The sequence below is a fragment of the Marinoscillum sp. HNIBRBA16962 genome (genome assembly GCF_057801515.1).
The window spans coordinates 1,362,978-1,378,081 of the sequence record NZ_CM173603.1; the positions used below are offsets into that span (position 1 = coordinate 1,362,978).

A 15,104-nucleotide genomic window follows, 5' to 3' on the forward strand; every position below is an offset into this window, starting at 1 on the left:
AACAAAGACAACAAAAGAGTTAAGAAAAGTAAATCCAGCAGGATATAAATATGGAATAAATTGGATTAGAAAAAGTGGGAGCCTCTCCGGCTTGAGGAGGAAGGAAAGCTCAGTGATTGAAAGTCAATTTTTACATTGATTCAGCCATTTTTCCACTTCCTTGACGGAAGAAAGCCCCTTTTCATTGCCCCATTCATTGGTGATATAGGTCAATATTTCGGCAATTTCCAGGGGAGTAAGTGTTGGGTTTCCAGGCATCATTTGATTGTATTTGTTGCCATTGACGGTAATCTCTTCCATCCCTCCGTTTTTGATCATGCAGACTGCTCTGGGAAGGTCAGCCAGCAGGTAATCTGATTTTGCTAGGGGTGGGTATAGCTGAGCCAATCCTTCACCATTTGACTGGTGACAGTTCATACAATAGGTCTGGTAGAGTTTCTTGCCCTGTACCATGTACTGCTTAAGCCTGATCTCGGTTTTCCTGTCCGGATCTTCATTGCCTTCACTATCAGCCTTTTTTTTACTTCCGCCACAGCTGAAGATTACCAGCCCCAAAATGAGGAGTGATAGCTTTTGAGGTTTCCTACTGAGATGCTTCATTTCCTCCGATTAGTTTTTGGATATCACTGATCAAAATATCTACCTGCTCCGGCACAGTGCCGTCATAAACTCCGCGAATTCTGCCTTTTTTATCTACCAGCAAAAAAGCGCCACTATGAATAAATCCTCCCGGGGCATTTTTGTCTTCATTAGCAGCCACCATGTAGCTCTTTTCGGCGATTTCATAGATCTCATCCTTATCACCGGTCACAAAATGCCATTTGTCAGACTTCACACCCAGTTTCTCAGCAAAATCTTTCAGGACTGCAACCGTATCATGTTTCGGATCTATCGTATGAGACAGGATACCTACCTCCGGATGGTTTTTGTAAGAGTCATAGACCCTAAGCATCTGCTGCTTCATTACAGGACAGATGGTGGGACATGTAGTAAAGAAAAAATCAGCTACATAAACCTGACCGGCAAAGGTTTCATTGGTTACAATGGTAGAATCCTGATCTACAAAGGCAAAATCCGGGATGGTATGATACACCGTGTCATAGACCGTTTTCCCGTCAATTGTCGTTTCCTTGATTTCTGATTGTCCGAGGATAGGTAGCTCGTAAGAGGTCTTTACTTCCCCACATGAAATGAGCATGATACTCAACCCAATCCCGATAGCTATCGGGAGAGAACACCGGGCCGCGCAGGCCAGCCAGGTATGATCAAATTTATTCATAATTTTTCCCTTATTTTTTTATAGGTCCTGATAGCCAGCATTAACAGTATAGCAAAGGCAAAAATTCCGATAGTACCCCATATCCAGCTGATCTGATTTTTCAGAACAATGAGGAAGACTATGGCTACTAAAATTAAAGTAGCAACTTCATTCCAGATCCTCAGCTGTGTGGAAGTGTACCTCGCTTTGCCTTGCTGCAACTGCCTGTAAAGGTAGTGGCAGGAAAAATGGTAGCCATAAAGTAGCGCCACAAAAGTTAGTTTGATGTGCATAAAAGGCATTTGTAACCATTGGGGTTGCTTTATGAGCAACCAAATACCCAAAATCAGGGTAATAACTGCTGAGGGCCAGGTAATGATCACCCAAAGCCGTTTGGTCATGAGTTTGAGCTGAGCATCAAGTATGCTTTTCTCAGGCTCATCTTTCCGGAGCGCCTCCGTATGATAAATAAATAACCGTACGATGTAAAAGAGCCCTGCAAACCAGGTAATGATAAAGATGATGTGTAAAGCTTTGATATTAAGGTAGTCCATGTGGGAATTTTTACATCGAAATGGTGTTTATAACAAAGAGTTCAAATTTTTGTCACAAAAATGCAGATGAATTGTGGACTATTCAAGGAATCCATAATTTAGCGTCACTTAATAAAGGAGATGAGCGAAAAATCGAAACTTTGGTACTTTGAAGATGTAGATCTTTTTGAGATCCTGTGCCCCAGCAAGACCCCTTCCCTGGAAGAACGACACAGCCCTAATGTTTTTAAAAAGGATGATTACATCTACTTTCCGGATGAGCCTTCCTTAAATGTCTACATGATAGCCAGTGGCCGGGTGAAAATCGGCACCTATCTGGAAGATGGTAAGGAAATAGTAAAGGCCATTCTGTCTCAGGGAGAGCTATTTGGCGAATTGGCTTTGACAGGAGAGAGTCGCCGGTCAGACTTTGCTCAGGCTATGGATGATGGTACCAGAGTGTGTCCTATGACCATTGATGGGCTGAAAGATCTGATGAAAGATAATCAGGAGCTTAGTCTGAAGATCTTTAAGATACTGGGCTTCAGAATGCGAAAAATGGAGCGCCGAATAGAATCTCTGGTGTTCAAAGATGCTCGTACCCGTATCGTAGACTTCCTGAAGGAAATGGCGCAGGAGAAAGGCCAGAAGGTTGGCTTTGAGATGATGATCAAAAACCACTTGACTCATAAGGACATAGCCAGTCTTACAGGCACTTCCCGTCAGACAGTGACCACAGTTATGAATGAACTGCGCGAGCAAAACATCATCAATTTTGACCGGAGGAGGATCCTGATCCGGGATATGGAAAAGCTGGCCTGAATTCCCAAAACCCTGAATTGTTCAATTCAGGAGTTAATAGTGAATAAGCTATTAGTTAATTCTACTTTGTCAAATTATAATTAAGCAGCAAAAGGGGTATGGGTTTGATGAATTTTATATAACCCCCATCAGCCCCCTTTGAGAAGAAAAGGGGGAATATTTGTATCAAACCCATACCCCACAATGAATCGCCCCAGAACCATGTCTTCACGGCCTGTTTTATCACCCAAATTATGCATTAAAGCATAATTTGGGTCAACATAGCATTTCGTGGGACACCGAATTGGGCAAATAAAGTCTGGAGATCTGCCACAGCTAATCCTGTAGATTCACTGAGGTATGAATAATTTATCTTTTTGACGAGGGCAAATTCCAACCACGGCATGACTTTTGGGTTCTTAAGTGGTGAATATTCTAAATCGATCAGATTTTAAAATAAGTGAAAGTCATGAAGAAATCAATAATTCTCTTATTAGGTTTTATAATCGCCATTTCGGCCATTTTAACCAGTTGTTCATCAGATGATGAGCCCGGACAGGAGGCGCCTGATCTTCCACCAAAAGCATCCTTTATTGCCGATTTTGGAAACTTTCCTCAAAATGAGAACGGTCGGGTAGATCAGACTAAAAATAATTATGGCTTTGCGGCTCTGAATGTGGTCATATGGCAATCCATTTTGACGGTAGATCTTGCAATTCCTGTGGCATCCTTTTACGAAGCTTTCAATCATAGCTTTAACTATTTGTCCGACGAGGGTAAGTGGAAATCTGAATATTCGGTCAATGTGGCTGGTCAAACCATCACGGCAGAACTGTATGCAGAACGTATAAATGATGGTGAAAAGGTACGCTGGGAAATGTACCTTTCCGGGAATGATTTCGAGGACTTTCTGTGGTTTTCCGGGGAGTCCCGAACGGATGAGTCCGGAGGTGACTGGGTACTGTATAAGAGCCCGGACCATCCTCGGGAAATACTTCAGATATCCTGGGAGCGTGAATCCGGAGAGGCTGTTAATTCCACTTATATCCTCATAGATACTGAATCAGATAAACAAGGGAGTACTATCCTGTATGGCGAGACCGAAGAGACTGGATTCACACATTATTACAATGTATCCATAACCTCTGAAAGTGATTCAGATTATGATCTGGCGATCTATTTCAATGAAGAAACAAAAGTAGGACGGGTAAAATCCGAAGCCTGGTTTCAGGATACACTGTGGCACTGCTGGGATGAGAATCTTGATGATGTAGCTTGTGAGTAAATGGCCATTTTGCTCGAATAAGGGTTAAAAAATTTTATAAATAAGAGCGAAAAAGTTACAATTCTTTAGCTTTACCGGTAAACAACCGCCTTCGATGCAAAGGATTACTTTTTTCGCTCTTATTATTTTTTGGGCTTACGGACAATCATTTGGACAGATGAGAGCTGGTGTCCTTGCCGGACTCAATTTTTCTAATGTTCAGCAAGATTTCAAAAATCAGGCCCTGGAATTAAGTACTCAGTTTAAACCGGGATATAATCTTGGGTTTTTCTCAGAGATTCCTTTTGGCGATTCCAACCTTGGTCTGCATACCGGTCTGTTCTTTTCTAATCGCGGGTTTAGTGTAGATGTGAAGAAAAGCTATGGATCTGATTACAGTGGGTATGACCGGTCCAATTTCAATTATTTTGTGCTACCGCTAAATCTTACATACAATGTGGTAGATAATTTTTTCGTATTTGCAGGGCCCTACGGAGCATTGGGATTTTCCGGTGTGAATAAGTATGATCTAAGCTACGGCGGACAGACAGATAAAGGAGAAGGTTATAATATACCCGTTTTCTTTGAGGCAGATGAAAGTGAACTCTCAGCAAATGAGACAGCATTTAATGCCCTGGATATCGGCGCAAATATAGGAGTAGGCTATGAGATCAGTGACTTTGTCTTTAGCGTATCTTACTTCCGGGGAATGATGAATCTGACTCCCGCAAGTAAAAACGATCCCGAGTTTGAGCCTGGTGACTTTCAGACAACCAACAGCGTGATCTCATTAAATGTCATCTACCTGGTTCATCTGGATCATTAAGGCTATTCGTGAGCCCAGTAAGCATCCCTGGTTACATTGATCAGATCCAGCTTTCTCCCATCTGCAGCTTCCATTTTTAGCAGGTAATTTGGATAAGTGCCACTGAACCAAAATGAAAGATCTCCTGCCTTTTTACGGCTAACCTCAACTCTCCACAGCTGTTCAGCCACTTGTCGGCTGTAGTGATTCACCTGGCTGGTATCAGCTGTTGATACCGTAATGGTTGCCTGCTCAGGTTCCGGTACTTTCGCAACGCTACTTATCTGCATAGGATACATGTCCACCTCAAATGAAAGTCCGTCAACAAACTTAAGTGTTCTTAAAGTATAACTTAGCTGATCCTCAAACCATGGGCCTCTGGCTATTTTGGACGATCCGTTACCCTGGCCATCCCAGTAGCTGATGTACTCAAAGAGGTATTTATTGCCTTTCTCCAGAAAAGACTTGGCCGTGTTACCACACCATTCCTGGGAGGTATTGGTCAGCTTGTGCAATGTTCCGGGATCATCTCTTTTGGTAAAGACTGAGGTGAGGTAGTGGTACGGGTAAGCCAGTGTAGGTATGCGGCAAAACTTATTGACCTTCATGACGTCATACAGGTCATCCCGCTCATAGTCATCTGTTTTTACTTTGTATTCGTTATTGAAAGTTTCTTTGACCAGTACATAGGTATAATCAAAGCTTCGGGGCTTTCCGTAAACCACTCGCTCAGCCGCATAGGTAGCTACCTCGGCCTGTCCATCGTTCCACAGCTCATCCATCGCCCATTCCTTGTTCAGATACTGGTCTGCCGGATTTTTTTCAATCCCCTGGTTGTTGCAATAAGTCATAAACACTGCCAGGGCAGTAAGTAAAATTGGGTTAACTGTCTTCATCTTCAGGGCTGACAAAAGTGAAATCTATATCCGAATCTTTAAGGTCCTGAAAGGTATCAATGTCGTTGAGTTCGGGCAGCAGATGAAAGTTGGCATCCATCTGACCAATCTCAGTCAATACATCTCTCAGTACATTGTCATGGCTGTACTTTTTGTCGTGAAAGAGCTGAGGGTACAGCTTGTTCATCCCGATGAGGTAATACCCTCCGTCGGTAGCGGGGCCAATGACCACATCATGTTTATCCAACTGATCAAATGCTTCTTCAATATGTTCGGGTTTCAATTCGAAGCAATCCGACCCGATGATTACTGCTTTTTCAAAGTTCTTATCAAAAGCATGCTTGAAAGCGTTTTGCATCCGGTCACCCAGCTCCGGGCCTTTCTGAAGCAGCAAATAATAATCTTCAGTGTCCCAGATATCCTCAATCTCTACATATTCGGAATAAAAAACGGCTTTGGTGTATTCCAGCTCTTTGGTCACCTCGTAGGTGTTTTCCACCAGGTACTGATAAACATCCAACGCGCCATCTATACCAATATCATTTGCCAGTCTGGTCTTTACGGTCCCCGGAATGAGGTTTTTCACAAAAATGATCAGTAGGTTTTTTTTCTTGTCACTCATAAACTTTGATTCCGTTATACAGCCATTGAGACCAGTTCCTGTTATAAGTGTGGACACTATCGGTAGGTTGGTTTTGGCTGTTCATTATTTCGTATCCTTTATTTTTCCAGTTAAAAATTCCGCCGTAGAGGTTCCTTACCTGCTTAAATCCGGACTCCTGCAGCTTTTCGCCGATTCGTTCACTTCGGTATCCCACAGAGCAGTAAACAATCACAGAAGCGTCCCTGGGAATGTCACTTACCATTGATATGTCAAATTCATCATAGTTGACCAGGCGAGCGCCAGGTAGATGACTTATCAGGTATTCTTTTGGGGCCCGGGTATCCAGCAGGTAGACTTGCTGATTTTTCGCCGCTTGATTTTTAAGTTCCTCAGGTTGAATAAGCGGGACTGTATTTTGATAAAGGCTCGCCATCTTCTCATCAAAGGATTTTTGACTGCAAGCCGGAAACCAGGCCAGACTAAATACATATATAATCAAACTACAAAAGCTTTTCATATATTTAAAATTAATGAAATCAGCGGTTTGCCACCTAGTTTTGACCATGTCCGGTGGATGTTTCTCGATGTTTTGGGTTGAGCATCATGCTCATTTCATGAGCTTTTCGAATGTTTTCAATAACGAAAAAACCAATCAACAATAAGTACTCTAAAACGATCCAGTAAGGAGATAGTTTGAATCCTTCGGCATCATAGCCAAAGTAAGTAACAAAGATCAAAAAGGACCAGCATACCGGGTAGTAATATCCGGCTAATAGTCCCAGAGGGATCAATGGTAAGATGTACCACGGGTGCACGGTGGTTGACAACATGAGGTAGGCAGACAGGCAAAAAAGGAGTGTCTTCTCCAGTGACCAGTCTTTTCGATTTCCAAAAATAGATAAGGTGATCACTGAAAGGAAGCTCAAAAGACCCATATACGGTCCCAGAGTGCCGATGGTGTTGTACCCTTTTACCCAAAAGCCGATTTCGCGAAGTATGAAATACAGGCTGGCATTGAATTCAAATTTTTTAAAATACAGACCCATACTGGCGGAAATGCCTTCTATCAGCTTTAGATCAAATAGAGGAATAAACGACAGTATCGCAACAAACACCGCTATCAGGCTGATAATAAACCCTTTTTTAAACCAGTTTTTAAAGAAGATGGCGGGAAGCAATACCAGCGGTACCAGTTTTGTGGCAATGGCCAGTCCAAATGCTGGCCCCGAGTAGCTCCACCTCTTCGTTTTAATCAGGTAAATGCCACCAAGCAGAAAGAAGATAACTACTCCTTCGAAGTGTACATTTCCCGTAAACTCCAGTATGACCAGCGGATTGAGCCAAAACCAGTTGGCCAGTGATTCTCTTTGTCCATGCTGACCAAGCAACCTGCGAAGCAGAAGAAGGCTTCCCACATCAGCCAATACCAGGAAGGTCCTGATAATATTTGCACTAAACAGCCAACTGCTCCCTCCCAGTTTTACACTTAACCAAAACAAGGCCTGGTTTACAGGAGGGTAAATGCTAAAATATTCCGGAGAATTCAGGGCTTCATACAGGTTCATATCCAGTCCGGATATTTGGGAGTCAGTACTTAGATAATAACCCGGGAGCTGCTCGAATGGACTGATGCCGTTTGCCAGTAAGTTGCCATCCCAGATAAACCGAAATATGTCATCAGAGAGTGTGGGCATACCGAAAAACAGCAGGAGTCGTATAAAAAGCCCCAAACCCAATGCTGATTTAAAAGACAGGTCAAACTGCGAAAGCCAGAAATAGGTGAAAAATGAGGAAAAGTAAGCCAGAAATAATACTCCGGTTTGATCACGGGTGGTAAACAATCCTATTGTGGATATACCACAGGCCAAAACAAAAGCAGATGTGTAGATGCCTTTACTGTTTGGCTTTAGCATATCCGAGTGGAGTCACGGAGAGGAAAAAGACTGTACCAAAACCAAATGCCAGCATCAGATGAAAAAGCAGGAGGCCGTAGTCTCCCAGGGAGATACCATACCCGATCCCAAATAGGAAATAGGAGGCCAGAAGGCCTTCAAACAGGGTGATGGGAGAGAAAACCCTTCTTAGATAGATATTTTCTTTCCAGGTATCCTTTTTATTCCGGATGTTAAACTTTGGAGTACGTATGAATGGAGTTTTGATGCCCAGGTACCCCTCTACCACAGCAATCGTGTTGTGAAGTGCCATTCCCATTGACAGTGTCAGAAATAACGGGAAATGAATTATGTAGTATTTGAAGGATACCGCAGGGTTAGCTGCTTTAGACGAGATCCAGTAAAAAATCATCATCGCAAAAAAACCTACAATAAATATGCTGGCCAGGTTAAAAAACAGGCTCAGGTCCGGACGGCTATCCTTTACATAAAGCATCGGTATGGACAGAATAGCACCGATGAGCAGAAACATAAATACCGAGCTGTTAAGCAGGTGAAAGAGCGAATGAACCTTTTGGTGCACACTCAGTCCGGACCGAAGGATCGTACCAATATTTTTTCTGGCTGTTTCTGCAGCGCCTTTGTTCCATCGATATTGCTGTGACTTAATGGCCGGGACGAGAACGGGCAGTTCCGCGGGAGCTAAAACATCCTCAAGGTATTTGAATTTCCACCCCTTTAGCTGGGCTCTGTAGCTAAGGTCCAAGTCTTCTGTCAAGGTATCGTGCTGCCATCCTCCGGCATCCACAATGCATGCTTTTCTCCATACCCCGGCTGTACCATTAAAGTTCATGAGTTTTCCGGATGTATACCTTCCACTTTGCTCTACAGTAAAATGGGCATTGAGCCCGAATGCCTGGATCTGGGTAAGGAAGCTATAGTCCTGGTTTAGGTGATCCCAGCGGGTCTGAACCATTCCGGTTTGCTTATCAAAAGCTGCTAAGGTCTTTTTTAAAAAATCAGGATGCGGCATAAAGTCAGAGTCAAAGATGGCGATGAACTCACCGGATGCTAATGCCAAGCCATGAGCCAAAGCCCCTGCTTTAAAACCTGTGCGGTCTGGTCTGACAACATGATGGATATTGATCCCTGTTGACTTCCAGAATGTTACCTTATTTCGTACCAACGAACAGGTTTCGTCTGAGGAATCGTCCAATACCTGTATTTCAAGCTGATCTTTTGGGTAATCCAGCTGACAGATACATTCTATTAGCCTTTCGACTACATATTTTTCATTATAGACAGGGAGTTGGACAGTTACTTTTGGGTGTTGTATGAGAGGGGGGTATTGGGTTCTGTTTTTTCTGCTTTCTTTTCGGTAAAGCCATGCAAGGTAAAGCTGCTCTATGCTGAAAATACAGACAACCGACAGGGCTACTCCATAACCGATTATAACGAACCATTGCATCATAAATACTTAAAGATGGTAAATAAGATTTTATATCCGGCCATTATAGTCCCTTTTACGGTGCCTGATACTTTGGAAACACCTATTCTCTGCCTATAGTTTACGGGTATATCCATCGTTTTCAGTCCCATTTTTGCGGCCTTCAGTTGCATCTCTACTGTCCAGCCATAATTGGTATCTTCCATCCCTATGGCTACCAGGCTGCTGTAGCGTATAGCCCTGAATGGCCCCAGGTCTGTATACCTTGTGTTGTAAAACCATCTCATCAGCGTAGTTGCCAGCCAGTTTCCAAAAACCTGCTGTATGGTCATAGATCCTTTTTCTTTATTTCCCAGAGCGCGTGATCCGATGACCAGATCTGCTTTTCCATCTATAATGGGATTCACCAGATTTGGCAGCTGTTCCGGGTAATCGGAATGGTCGCCATCCAGAAATACCACAATGTCGGGCTGATCGTTGCCTGAGGCCAGGTATTCCATACCTTTTAAACAGGCCTGCCCATATCCTTTTCGCTCTTCACGGAGTGCAGTAGCTCCATTTTTCAGGGCCTGTTCAAATGTGTTGTCATGAGATCCATTATCAACAACGATAATTTCTTTAACCCATTCTTTCGGAATTTCCCTTACTACCAATCCTACAGCATTTTGTTCGTTAAATGCTGGTATTATTACCCTGATGTCCGGTCGCTCCAAGCTCCTTGTTTTTGTGCAGTAAAGTTAACCGAAGTAAGGATGAATCAGATGTCCCCGAAGAGACATTTCTCTGGCTAGTGCCTAATGGCACAAATATTCATCAAACACAACAGGCTGTAATCCAACTGTTTATAAGCATTTTAGTGTACCGCATTTTAGCAATTATCACTAGAAGGCCACTTCTACCTGAAAACGGTATTGGAGGTTGTCAGGACCTGACAAATCCATGTAAGTGATATCAGTTTGCATTTTAAGGTTATGACCGTGTATGTATTTAGAAAAACCCAGGGTATATTGGTCTGCATCCCTGAGGGTAGAGGTTTCTGTGTCTGCCCTGGCAGAGGCTAGACGACCGGCAAATTCAAAGTTACTTTTGAGGAGATAACCAGCCTGGATGACGTATCCGGTACCGGTAGTAAAGGGGTATGAAGTGTTTTCCACCCATCTTTTGGCAAACTCGCCTGAAGCGGAAAATCCACTATGCTTGTACATGAAATCCGCTATAAGGGAGGTCATGTCATCTTCGAGGAGATTCTCATCCACATCCGTTACGTATTGACCAAGCTGCCCCCGGCTTCTTACTGCATTGTCATTGAAGTTGCCTGTAAAACCTATTGAGAGCTTAGGTTTTTCTTCACGCATCAGGTCAGAGCCAAAGTAATCCCCTTTATTAGTAAACGTACCAAAAGGGAGTAATTCTATTCTTCCTGTGTAGTTGTATCCCGGGTGGTTTCCAATGATAATATTTCTCCCCTCACCCATGGAGATAGCAAAAGCTTCTTTTAAAACCATTTTACCCAATGACTGCTTATGGTGGAGCTGTATGCCTAAATCCCGGTCCAGGTTAAACCGGGAGTTGATAAGGGAGCGATCCACAAACTGCAGACTTTGTGATGAAATGACCCGCTCACGATTACCAGGTAGTTTGGTCTGGCCAAACCAGATGGAAAAGTTTGGTCTCACTTTCCATTTAATGGCTGCATCCAGGATGATGTTAGGTGTAATCCCATTTTGCTCTGTTTGACCCCCGCGTGTATCCCGGTTTGAGAGGCTCAACTCAACTTTATAGACCACTTTGGGGTCCCATACATAGCCGTCAAACTTCAGTCGTGCTCTTCTGGTGATCAGTTGGTCAGACCATTCGTTGGTTTCCAGGTTCAGGTCTCCATCGTATAGTGTCTGAAACCTGAAACGCATTTTGACAAAAAAGGAAGAATCCTCTGCCAGGAAAGGCAGCCCTTTCCCAAAAGTGGTGGGTATTTTTATTTGGGCATGAGTGGTTATTGAAAAAAGAAGAATTGAAAGTACTCCTAAATGTCTTGACATGATAAATAATTTCGCTCTTTTCACAAAAAATCGGTGCGAATCTATAACATCCCCTTCACTCAAAGATAATTATATGGTAACATTAGGGCATACTTCATATAGAGATAACATTAAAGTAATAAGGGCTTAACTTCTTAATTCTTTAATTTGCGAAAAATATAAATCACAAAATTACGATCATGGAGTACGGTTTTTCTGACCTTTTGAGCCTGCTGGGAGCGCTCGGCTTTTTTATTTTCGGGATGAAGATCATGAGTGAAGGCATTCAAAAGGTGGCCGGATCTAAAATGCGCGAAATCCTGAGAGCGATGACTTCAAACCGGGCAAAGGGTGTTTTGACCGGCTTTATCATTACCAGCCTGGTCCAGTCTTCATCAGCCACCACCGTACTCGTAGTAAGTTTTGTAAATGCGGGTCTCCTGAGCCTCGTAGAGTCTATCGGGGTGATTATGGGAGCCAATATTGGCACCACCATTACTGCGTGGCTTATTTCGATAGTAGGTTTCAAAGTGAAAATTGCTTATTACGCCCTGCCGATTATTGCTATCGGGACCCCGTTGCTGTTTTTTAACCGGGATAGTTTAAAGTCCTGGGGAGAAGTGCTTATTGGTTTTGCGTTGCTTTTCCTCGGACTGGAGTATCTGAAAGACCAGGTGCCCGATCTCAGAGCCAATCCGGAGATCCTTTCTTTCTTGTCCCACTATACAGACCTGGGTTTTTTCTCTGTCGTCATTTTTGTGCTGATTGGTACGCTGCTCACCGTGATCCTGCAGTCTTCCAGCGCTTCTATGGCGCTAACACTGGTTATGGCTAATAACGGATGGATACCTTTTGATTTAGCTGCGGCTATGGTTCTTGGAGAAAACATTGGGACCACCATTACTGCAAATCTGGCTGCCCTGGTGGGTAATGTGCATGCCAAACGGGCAGCTTTTGCTCATTTCATCTTCAATGTCTTCGGGGTGATATGGATTTTAATCGTATTCAGTCCATTTCTGTCCCTCATTGATACTTATCTGGTGTCCACTTCAGGGAATTCACCATTTAACAGGCCTGAGTCCATTCCCGTAGCTCTTTCTGTTTTTCATACCGCTTTTAATGTATTGAATACCATTTTCCTGATTGGGTTTGTTGGGTTTATTGCGAAAGTGGTCACCCGTATAGTGAAGTCAAAAGGGGACGAAGAGTACCGTCTGGAATACATAGGGTCTGGCCTGATGAGTACGGCTGAGCTTTCATTGGAAGAAGCACAGAAAGAAACCGCACGGTTTGGGGAGCTTACCATGAAGATGTCTTCCCTTTTCAGGGACCTGTTATTTGCTAAAAAGAAGAAAAAGCAAAAGAAATTACTTGCCAAGATCAGAAAAAAAGAAGAGCTCACAGATAGCATCGAAGAGGCAGTGTCCGATTACCTGCTAAAAGTAGCCAGTGAAGGACGGCTGAGCTCCAAATCTTCTACCCGGGTGGCGAGTTTGCTCAGCGTGATCAATGACCTGGAGCGTGTTGGAGACATTTTCTTCCAGATGTCTAAGGATATGGACAATAAGATCAGGGAGAATCTGAATTTCTCGGATGAACAACTCAAAAACCTGGAAGAGATGCTTACGATCATTGATGAGGGTCTGGCCATTATGGTTAACAATCTAAACGCTTCTTATGATGATGTGGAGTTAGCTCCTGCGGTTGCCAAAGAGAAAGAGATAGATGCAAAGAGAAATAAGTTGTTAAAAGGCCACCTGAAGCAGATGGAAAAGAAAAATTACAACCCGAAAATCGGGGCGCTTTACAAAGACATCTTCCACTTGTGTGAGAAAGTTGGTGACCACATAATCAATGTAACAGAAGCCATTACAGGTGAGCGTGAAAGGGAGCTAAAAGTTCAGGAGGAAGCTTAATGACCCGGTAAATAGCAGATGTGAGAACATTGAAATGGGAATGTCGTTTATTTCTAAAAAACAAAACCTGGCTTAATGAAAAATTTCACAGTTGTTCTGTTGACCGTTTCCTTTTTTGCCTGTGCGCAGGAAGAAAATCCGATAAACTCAGGCAAGGTTTCACTCGCTACTGAAACGGTGGTTGCCGGAGTGAACGTGCCATGGGGCATCGATTGGTTGCCAAATGGTGATATGCTTGTCACTGACCGGTCGGGAACACTTTTTCGGTGGGATGGCGCAACGCTTCACACCGTTTCCGGTACTCCGGGGGTAGTGGCTGAAGGCCAGGGAGGACTCCTTGATGTGAAGGTACATCCTGACTATTCTGAGAGCGGATGGATCTATCTTGCTTATTCCAAAAGGGTGGCGAATGATGGAAAGCTGGCTACCACAGCTGTGGTCAGAGGCAAACTGGACGGAAACAATTTTGTGGAATCTGCCGAGGTATTTCAAGCTGAGCCTGCTTCACGGACCAGACATCACTATGGTTCGAGGATTATTTTTGATAAAGAAGGCTATATGTACGTTTCCGTAGGAGATCGTGGTAACAGAGACGAAAACCCTCAGAGTTTGAATAATCATTGTGGTAAGATTCACAGGATGAATGATGATGGAAGTGTGCCGCAGGACAATCCATTTGTTGGGAATCCTATTGCCATGCAAACCATCTATTCTTATGGACACCGGAATCCCCAGGGGATGGCTGTGAATCCCTATACCGGTGAGGTATGGACTCATGAGCACGGTCCCAGAGGAGGAGATGAGATCAATATTGTAGAAGCAAAGAAGAATTATGGGTGGCCGGTTATTTCTTACGGCATCAATTATGATGGCACTAAGTTTACTGATATTACCAGGAAGGAGGGTATGGAGCAACCTGTTCTTTACTGGGTGCCATCCATAGCACCGAGTGGGATGGCTTTCGTAACGAGCGACAAGTACGGGCCTCTGAAAGGTGACCTTTTAGTAGGGTCATTAAAATTTCAGTACCTGCACCGGTGCGATGTGGAAGGTAACAAAATCGTAAATCAGGAAAAATACCTGGAAGGAATAGGACGGGTGCGGTCAATTCGTCAGGGGCCTGACGGATACATTTATCTGGGTGTGGAGAGTAAAGGAGTCTTAAGGCTGGTAATGAATTAGAAATTAATGCCATTAAGTTAAGCTCCACCTGTCCCTCTTCGGAGAGGGATTAAGGGAGAGGACTTATAGAAATCTGCTTAACTTAATGGCATGAAATAGAAATGAAGAAAGTTTATCATCTATCGACTTGTGATACCTGTAAGCGCATTATTAAAGAGCTTGGTATCGGTGATGAGTTTGAATACCAGGATATCAAAACCGAAAAGATCACCCCAAAACAGCTTGAGGAGATGAAAGAGCTGGCCGGATCTTATGAAGCGCTTTTTTCCCGGGTGGCCCGCAAGTACAAATCCCTCGGTCTGAAAGAGAAGAAGCTTAACGAGGAGGATTATAAGGCCTACATTTTAGAGGAATACACCTTTCTGAAGCGCCCGGTTTTCCTGATCGATGGAAAGATCTTTATCGGGAATAGCAAGAAAAATGTGGAAGCCATTAAAGCAGCCTTATGAGCCATTCCTGTGATTGCTCAACAACTCCAAAAGCAGTTG

The 15,104-nt window shown here is 43.5% G+C and carries 16 protein-coding genes; 6 read left to right on the forward strand and 10 right to left on the reverse strand.

The window, feature by feature from the left end:
- Positions 1 to 123: 123 nt before the first annotated feature.
- From AC3E9V_RS05730 to AC3E9V_RS05740, 3 genes are read right to left on the reverse strand one after another with little or no spacing between them, the layout of a single operon-like run.
- Positions 124 to 600 carry a c-type cytochrome gene (locus AC3E9V_RS05730; RefSeq protein WP_488752230.1) on the reverse strand — a complete coding sequence of 159 codons (477 nt, stop codon included), beginning with the start codon at positions 598 to 600 and terminating at the stop codon, positions 124 to 126.
- Positions 584 to 1,279 carry an SCO family protein gene (locus tag AC3E9V_RS05735; protein ID WP_488752231.1) on the reverse strand — a complete coding sequence of 232 codons (696 nt, stop codon included), beginning with the start codon at positions 1,277 to 1,279 and terminating at the stop codon, positions 584 to 586. The genes AC3E9V_RS05730 and AC3E9V_RS05735 overlap by 17 nt, the downstream gene beginning before the upstream one ends.
- Positions 1,276 to 1,812, reverse strand: coding sequence for a CopD family protein (locus AC3E9V_RS05740; protein ID WP_488752232.1), 537 nt, complete (start codon positions 1,810 to 1,812; stop codon positions 1,276 to 1,278). The genes AC3E9V_RS05735 and AC3E9V_RS05740 overlap by 4 nt, the downstream gene beginning before the upstream one ends.
- A gap of 120 nt (positions 1,813 to 1,932) precedes the next feature.
- On the opposite strand from AC3E9V_RS05740, the gene AC3E9V_RS05745 reads away from it, so the two are divergent.
- From AC3E9V_RS05745 to AC3E9V_RS05755, 3 genes are all read left to right on the forward strand, one after another.
- Entirely contained in the window at positions 1,933 to 2,613 is a 681-nt protein-coding gene (locus AC3E9V_RS05745; protein WP_488752233.1) for a Crp/Fnr family transcriptional regulator, read from the forward strand.
- Positions 2,614 to 3,061: 448 nt separating this feature from the next.
- Entirely contained in the window at positions 3,062 to 3,877 is an 816-nt protein-coding gene (locus AC3E9V_RS05750; RefSeq protein ID WP_488752234.1) for a hypothetical protein, read from the forward strand.
- Positions 3,878 to 3,971: 94 nt separating this feature from the next.
- Positions 3,972 to 4,682: a porin family protein gene (locus AC3E9V_RS05755; protein WP_488752235.1), complete on the forward strand. Its 711-nt coding sequence runs from the start codon at positions 3,972 to 3,974 to the stop codon at positions 4,680 to 4,682.
- 2 nt (positions 4,683 to 4,684) lie between these two features.
- Here the strand turns inward: AC3E9V_RS05755 and AC3E9V_RS05760 are convergent, their stop codons facing one another.
- The 7 genes from AC3E9V_RS05760 to AC3E9V_RS05790 all read right to left on the reverse strand — a co-directional run bounded on the left by AC3E9V_RS05760 (position 4,685) and on the right by AC3E9V_RS05790 (position 11,539).
- A complete protein-coding gene (locus AC3E9V_RS05760; protein WP_488752236.1) occupies positions 4,685 to 5,557 on the reverse strand; it encodes a hypothetical protein in 873 nt (290 codons plus the stop codon).
- The gene (locus AC3E9V_RS05765) at positions 5,544 to 6,179 is read right to left on the reverse strand and encodes a TIGR04282 family arsenosugar biosynthesis glycosyltransferase (protein ID WP_488752237.1); all 636 of its coding nucleotides are present in this window, start codon (positions 6,177 to 6,179) and stop codon (positions 5,544 to 5,546) included. Before AC3E9V_RS05765 ends, AC3E9V_RS05760 begins: the two co-directional genes overlap by 14 nt.
- Complete coding sequence (locus AC3E9V_RS05770) at positions 6,172 to 6,678, reverse strand: rhodanese-like domain-containing protein (RefSeq protein ID WP_488752238.1); 507 nt, start codon at positions 6,676 to 6,678, stop codon at positions 6,172 to 6,174. Before AC3E9V_RS05770 ends, AC3E9V_RS05765 begins: the two co-directional genes overlap by 8 nt.
- Before the next feature lie 34 nt (positions 6,679 to 6,712).
- On the reverse strand, positions 6,713 to 8,074 hold the full coding sequence (locus tag AC3E9V_RS05775; protein WP_488752239.1) for an MptA/MptB family glycosyltransferase: 1,362 nt from the start codon (positions 8,072 to 8,074) through the stop codon (positions 6,713 to 6,715).
- Positions 8,055 to 9,524, reverse strand: coding sequence for a cellulose synthase family protein (locus AC3E9V_RS05780; protein WP_488752240.1), 1,470 nt, complete (start codon positions 9,522 to 9,524; stop codon positions 8,055 to 8,057). Before AC3E9V_RS05780 ends, AC3E9V_RS05775 begins: the two co-directional genes overlap by 20 nt.
- Positions 9,521 to 10,213, reverse strand: a complete 693-nt coding sequence (locus tag AC3E9V_RS05785; RefSeq protein ID WP_488752241.1) for a glycosyltransferase family 2 protein — start codon at positions 10,211 to 10,213, stop codon at positions 9,521 to 9,523. The genes AC3E9V_RS05780 and AC3E9V_RS05785 overlap by 4 nt, the downstream gene beginning before the upstream one ends.
- A gap of 168 nt (positions 10,214 to 10,381) precedes the next feature.
- Complete coding sequence (locus AC3E9V_RS05790; RefSeq protein WP_488752242.1) at positions 10,382 to 11,539, reverse strand: porin; 1,158 nt, start codon at positions 11,537 to 11,539, stop codon at positions 10,382 to 10,384.
- A 179-nt stretch (positions 11,540 to 11,718) separates the two neighbouring features.
- On the opposite strand from AC3E9V_RS05790, the gene AC3E9V_RS05795 reads away from it, so the two are divergent.
- The 3 genes from AC3E9V_RS05795 to AC3E9V_RS05805 all read left to right on the forward strand — a co-directional run bounded on the left by AC3E9V_RS05795 (position 11,719) and on the right by AC3E9V_RS05805 (position 15,065).
- Positions 11,719 to 13,434 (forward strand): Na/Pi cotransporter family protein, encoded by a 1,716-nt coding sequence (locus tag AC3E9V_RS05795; RefSeq protein ID WP_488752243.1) that lies wholly within the window; start codon positions 11,719 to 11,721, stop codon positions 13,432 to 13,434.
- A gap of 75 nt (positions 13,435 to 13,509) precedes the next feature.
- Positions 13,510 to 14,616: a PQQ-dependent sugar dehydrogenase gene (locus tag AC3E9V_RS05800; protein ID WP_488752244.1), complete on the forward strand. Its 1,107-nt coding sequence runs from the start codon at positions 13,510 to 13,512 to the stop codon at positions 14,614 to 14,616.
- Between the two features lie 101 nt (positions 14,617 to 14,717).
- Positions 14,718 to 15,065, forward strand: a complete 348-nt coding sequence (locus AC3E9V_RS05805; protein WP_488752245.1) for an arsenate reductase family protein — start codon at positions 14,718 to 14,720, stop codon at positions 15,063 to 15,065.
- Positions 15,066 to 15,104: the final 39 nt, after the last annotated feature.